Annotated in this window: 4 protein-coding genes; 3 read left to right on the top strand and 1 reads right to left on the bottom strand. The window is 39.0% G+C overall.

The annotated features are described in order from the left end of the window. Window positions 1-132: 132 nt before the first annotated feature. From AAEY99_RS20950 to AAEY99_RS20940, 3 genes are all read left to right on the top strand, one after another. Entirely contained in the window at window positions 133-1128 is a 996-nt protein-coding gene (locus AAEY99_RS20950) for a hypothetical protein (protein WP_351011901.1), read from the top strand. 209 nt (window positions 1129-1337) lie between these two features. Beyond that, complete coding sequence (locus tag AAEY99_RS20945; protein WP_351011899.1) at window positions 1338-1916, top strand: hypothetical protein; 579 nt, start codon at window positions 1338-1340, stop codon at window positions 1914-1916. 107 nt (window positions 1917-2023) lie between these two features. Next, window positions 2024-2572, top strand: coding sequence for an HD domain-containing protein (locus tag AAEY99_RS20940; protein ID WP_182744453.1), 549 nt, complete (start codon window positions 2024-2026; stop codon window positions 2570-2572). 400 nt (window positions 2573-2972) lie between these two features. On the opposite strand, the gene AAEY99_RS20935 is transcribed toward AAEY99_RS20940, so the two are convergent. Then, window positions 2973-5042: a M13 family metallopeptidase gene (locus AAEY99_RS20935; RefSeq protein WP_351011897.1), complete on the bottom strand. Its 2070-nt coding sequence runs from the start codon at window positions 5040-5042 to the stop codon at window positions 2973-2975. Window positions 5043-5559 lie beyond the last annotated feature (517 nt).

The raw sequence follows: 5559 nt of genomic DNA, 5'->3' as shown, positions 1-5559 counted from the left end.
CTGTGGCGTTAAATCCAGAGCAACATAAAGAAGCTGCTTAACAATTTAGGCGACAACTGTCTTGAAAAACGCCGTAAGTCTAAAGACGAAAAAACACTAGACAAAGAACTATTTGATTCAGTTGAGTATAAGTTGAAAAAAGAATCCGGTACTGCCGTACTTTTTGCCGATACGTTACAGTATATGATTGATCTTATCGTTTTATTTCCTGCTGTTTTTAATGCTTCTGATACGGATAAAAAACTCTATAAAAAACGCATGGACAAGATATTAACAGAGGTAGATAGGCAACGAGACATACTGCATTCGGTAAGCAAGGGAAATTCAATTCAAATAACTGAAACAATAAAGTTATTTAAAGCTGTTGTTTCATATCAGAATTTTGTTGCTGATGGTAATTTTAATATCCATGCAGATCTTCTCCATGTTCGTGGTCCTATACTTCGAAATCCTGTCACAAAAACGATTTATCACAATTACCTTGGTTTATATTACAACAAAAAGGGCATGCACTTGCTTAGAGAGTCCCTGAATATGGGGGATATCGATATTCTCTCACTTAACGGCCTTAGCGTGGTACAGAAAGGTATTGGCTCTATATCTCCGTCAATTATAGAAGATGTGACCATGTATTTAAAATCTGCATGTGACCAGTTTGATAGAGCACTTAATATTTCTAGTGAAGATGTTATGTGGCCAGGATTCATTAATTATAATAAAGCACGTACATTGTATTTTTTGGCTTTGTTATCAAATACTGAAATAAAATGGCTTGAGGTTATGGATGAAGCGATTGAGTTTCGTAGTAGATTAAACCGCCTAATTGACGAAATTTTAACAATAGACAGATCCAAAACTGCCAAAATAGAGAATACACATTTAAGGCAATTTTTTCTCTATCAAGAAGAGTTGGCCCGTGTAGTCAAATTAAATTTAATATTTGCAGATAATTCCATGAAACAAAATACGGTACCAGCACTGTATAAAGGGGTTAATTTAACGGATGCATCTAAAGAAACTGCTTCGGACTTATTTATGAAAATACACAGTTTCTCTACGGTAAAAGCTTATCAAGAGAAAATTGTTAACCGACTTGAAAAGTGTTCAAACGATATTACCAGTAGCTGATTAATCAATCCGAATGTCTGTCTAGGTCTTTACTCGTCTCTATCATAAAAATGGGTGTCATGATTAATCATTTAAAAGGAAACCAACGGCTGTTCCCTCTTGGATCACCCAGCCGCCCCGCAACTTAGCACAAAGTATGATGCTTGATGCAGCCAGTTGTCATGCAGAATACGCTGATGACATATATTTAAACAAAAAAGGATTATTGTTTGAAATTTATATTTATAGATGCAGAAAATATTGGTCTCAAGGAAGTAGAAGCCGTAAGTGTGTCGATTACTGATAAAGTGTTAGTTTTCTCCAAGAATGATGCGGTTAAAGAAATTTGTGAGAGAAAGCTATTCATATGCAATTCAAACTATCCCACGGGTTCTAATCAAGCTGACTTTTACATTATAGGCAAGTTGGTTGGAATTATTGCATCTTTAACTGAACAGCAACGAGTTGGCTGCCACTTTGTCCTTTATTCACAAGATAATGCTTTGGTTACCGCGTTTTCTTTTCAGTGCAAGCTCCTCAACGTGAGACATAATATTGCCCTTGAATCAAAGAAACAGGTTCTATCTATACCTCCGGTTGTTGAGCCAAAGAAAAATAAGTCACCACAAAGTCTTGAACAAAAAATTTATGAACATTTCAAAATAGAGCAAACAACAGAGAACGTCAGAAAGAAACTTAACCAGTCAAAACCCGATTTCACAAAAGCATTGAATGCATTAATAAAAGCAAAAAAAATAGAACGAGTATCAAAAAACAAGAAAACGTGGATTCGAACAAAACACATATGAATTATCAAAGCAGCTATGTTGGGTGATTTATTATTAAGTTAAGTTTAAACTAGCTAGATGTTGCAATTTTGCACAGCGTTAGCGTTCTGCACTATAAAGGATGAAAAATGAATATTTGGGATCAAGATGCGTATTTAAAGGCATGGAATTTTGCTTCAGCCATTCATATGGGGCAAACGATACCTGGCAGTGAAATACCCTATATTAATCATTTAGGCTTAGTTTGCATGGAAGCAACGGCGGCTATTGCTGCAACTCAAAATATTAAACAACCTAATTTATTCATTGTTTGTGCTTTGCTTCATGATTCCATTGAGGATACAAAAACCACATTTAAAGATATTGAACATGAATTTGGTACAGACGTGGCAAGCGGGGTTCTAGCGCTAAGTAAGAATGAGGAGCTGTCTTCAAAAAAGGAAAAAATGGAAGACAGTATTCGTAGGATTAAAGAACAACCCATTGAAATTTGGATGGTAAAATTATGTGACAGGATTACAAATCTACAACCACCGCCAAAGCATTGGGATACTGACAAAATATTAAAATATAGAGATGAGGCATACTATATTTTGAAACAACTTGGTGAAGCCAATCACTTTCTTGCTGACAGGTTACTCATTAAAATAAATACTTATAGCAAGTACATTAAATAAACTAAACGAAACAACTTTAATCCTCCCAGCGTCCTGTTAAGTTCATCCTGGACGAGTTAACCAGCACTGTATAAAGGGGTTAATTTAACGGATGCATCTAAAGAAACTGCTTCGGACTTATTTATGCAAATACACAGTTTCTCTACGGTAAAAGCTTATCAAGAGAAAATTGTTAACCGACTTGAAAAGTGTTCAAACGATATTACCAGTAGCTGATTAATCAATCCGAATGTCTGTCTAGGTCTTTACTCGCCTCTGCTATTAACCACAAGGTTTCCGATATTATTTTAGGCATTCGCCATATAGTGATAAAAAATGCCCGTCAGTTAACTGACGGGCATTTTTGTGTCGGCTGCTTATTGCTATCGCGGCACGTTATTGCAGCTATTTATGCACTAAATTACCAAATACGTACGCGCTGATCTTCAGGCAAGTACAACTTATCACCTGGTTTAACATCAAAGGCTTTATACCAAGCATCGTGGTTACGCGGGGCGAGGGCACGGTAACGACCTGGTGCATGAGTGCCGGCACGTAACTGAGTTAACATACTTTGCTCGGTACGTTTTTCTTTCCACACTTGAGCCCAAGCTAAAAAGAAACGTTGATCGCCAGTAACGCCATCTATCACCGGGGCTTCTTTACCATTCAAGCTTAATTTGTAAGCATGGTATGCCATTGATAAACCGCCTACATCGCCAATGTTTTCTCCGAGACTGTTACGTCCGTTAACAAAGTTTTCAGGGATTGGTTCATATTGGTTGTATTGCGCAGCGAGCTTATCGGCTTTAGCATCAAAAGCGGCACGATCTTCATCTGTCCACCAGTTACGCTGAACGCCATTGGCGTCTGATTTAGAACCTTGATCATCAAAACCATGGCCCATTTCGTGACCAATTACGGCACCGATACTGCCATAGTTAACTGCTGCATCTGCGTTTGGATCGAAAAATGGCGGTTGTAAAATTGCCGCAGGGAACACAATTTCATTAAACGAGCTGTTGTAATAGGCATTGACCGTTTGCGGTGTCATACCCCAACGATTACGATCCGTTTTTTCCAGTTCTTTCGCTACGCTATCGGCTTGGAAATATTTGCGCAGATTCTTAATATCACCCATTAAATCATTTTTAGTGAGGGTTAAGCCATCAAACTGTTGCCACACATCGGGGTAACCAATTTTAGGATTAAATGCCGCTAACTTAGCATGGGCATTCACTTTAGTTTCGTCGCCCATCCAATCTAAACCATCAATGCGTTGGCCTAATGCTGTGCGCAGGTTCTTAACTAACTCGGCCATTTTTTGTTTAGACGACTCAGGGAAATAACGCGACACATAGACTTTACCAATAGCGAAACCTAGAGACTGAGTGCCAGACATTTCTTCAACTGCACGTTTCCAGCGTGGACGAGGTTGCTCTTGCCCAGTGAGTTCTTTGCCAAAAAAAGCAAAATTGGTATTAAAAATGTCTTCAGACAATAACCCTGCATTATTACTAATGGTGTGGAATGTTAAATAGTCTTGCCACACAGTGAGCGGTTGTTGGTTAATTAAGCCAATCATAGCCTTAACCGGTTCAGGTTCAGATATGTTGAGTTGTGGTACTTGGTAACCACTCTGTGCGAAATAGATATCCCAATCAAATCCAGGATATTGCTTAACCAATTCTTCACGTTTGAGTTGGTTTAAGGTTAAATCACGGTCACGGCGTTTTTCTCTAGGCCATTGTGCCTGTGCTATTTTTGTTTCAAGGGCAAGAATTGCCTCGGCACGTTTTGCACCGTCGTTTATACCAGCAAAAGCCAGCATTGCAGCGATATGCTCAACATAAGCTTTACGAATTTTAACGAAACGCTCACTGTCTTCGAGGTAATACGAGCGATCGGGCATGCCTAAACCACCAGCACCGATGGTCATTTCATATTGATTGGGATCTATACGGTTAAACCACATTCCACCCCAAATAGGGGACGATGCACCAGTAAGCCATGCTTCACCGAATACTTTGGTTAAATCTTGAGTTGAGCTAATCGCAGTAATTTGATCTAAGGTGGCTTTAATTGGTGTGATACCTAGTTTATTAATGGTGTCGGTATCCATATAGGCATGATAAAAATCAGCAATTAATTGTTCTTCGGCAGTTAAGTCGCTGCGGCTGGCAATATCGTCGATAATTGCTTTCACTTGATTTTCACTGCGCTCAGCTAAGGCATTAAATGCGCCATAACGAGTTTTGTCGGCAGGCATGACAAAGTTGTCGTACCAAGTGCCACTTGAATACATAAAAAAGTCATCGCCAGGTTTAACGGCTTTATTTCGTGCAGCTAAATCCACACCAAAAGTACCTAACTCTGCTTTAGCGGGGGCCGGTGAGGTCACGGCTGCAAGCTTAGTGTTATTTGTATCAGATACGCCGCAACCACTTAATAGTGCTGTGGTTAATCCAATCGCAATTAAGGATTTATTCATTGTTATCGTGTTCCTTGGTCTATTTTTACAGAATTATTTGCCTAGCCATATTGAAAGACTGACAAAAAATGTCAATGTTCGAATTGTTAGCAAATTTAACTAACGCTGAGTTAAGCAATGAAATGCGTGGCTGAATATGTGCTGGTTTGATGTTTATTGGCTGTATTGTCTATTTGAGAGGCAGAGATAAGAGCAGTTGATTATCATCAGCATAATTAACCTAAACTTGGGATAAAGGTGAGTTAGGCTTTGTAATATGAACGCTGCCAGTGCTTAAGCCACCTAACTATGTTGGGTTGGTATTTTCTTGGGATTGGCATCAGTATTGATAGCGCTACAAGTACTGCTATAGATAGTGTTATTGTTTGAGTTTGTTTACTCAATACGCTGTAAAACAGCTTAATAGTTAGGTTTATGATTTACTCCACCGCTCACACCATCGCTCACACCATCGCTCACACCATCGCTCACACCATCGCTCACACCATCGCTCACACCATCGCTCACACCATCGCTC

Source organism: Shewanella sp. S1-58-MNA-CIBAN-0166, from assembly GCF_040310085.1.
Lineage (GTDB): Bacteria > Pseudomonadota > Gammaproteobacteria > Enterobacterales > Shewanellaceae > Shewanella.
Note: the sequence above shows the minus strand (reverse complement) of the source record. Positions and strands in the feature narration are given on the sequence as shown.

What these genes read in the sequence shown, in the direction of transcription:
- AAEY99_RS20935 (WP_351011897.1), bottom strand. Translation starts at nt 5,042, where the DNA reads ATGAATAAATCCTTAATTGCGATTGGATTAACCACAGCACTATTAAGT.
- AAEY99_RS20940 (WP_182744453.1), top strand. Translation starts at nt 2,024, where the DNA reads ATGAATATTTGGGATCAAGATGCGTATTTAAAGGCATGGAATTTTGCT.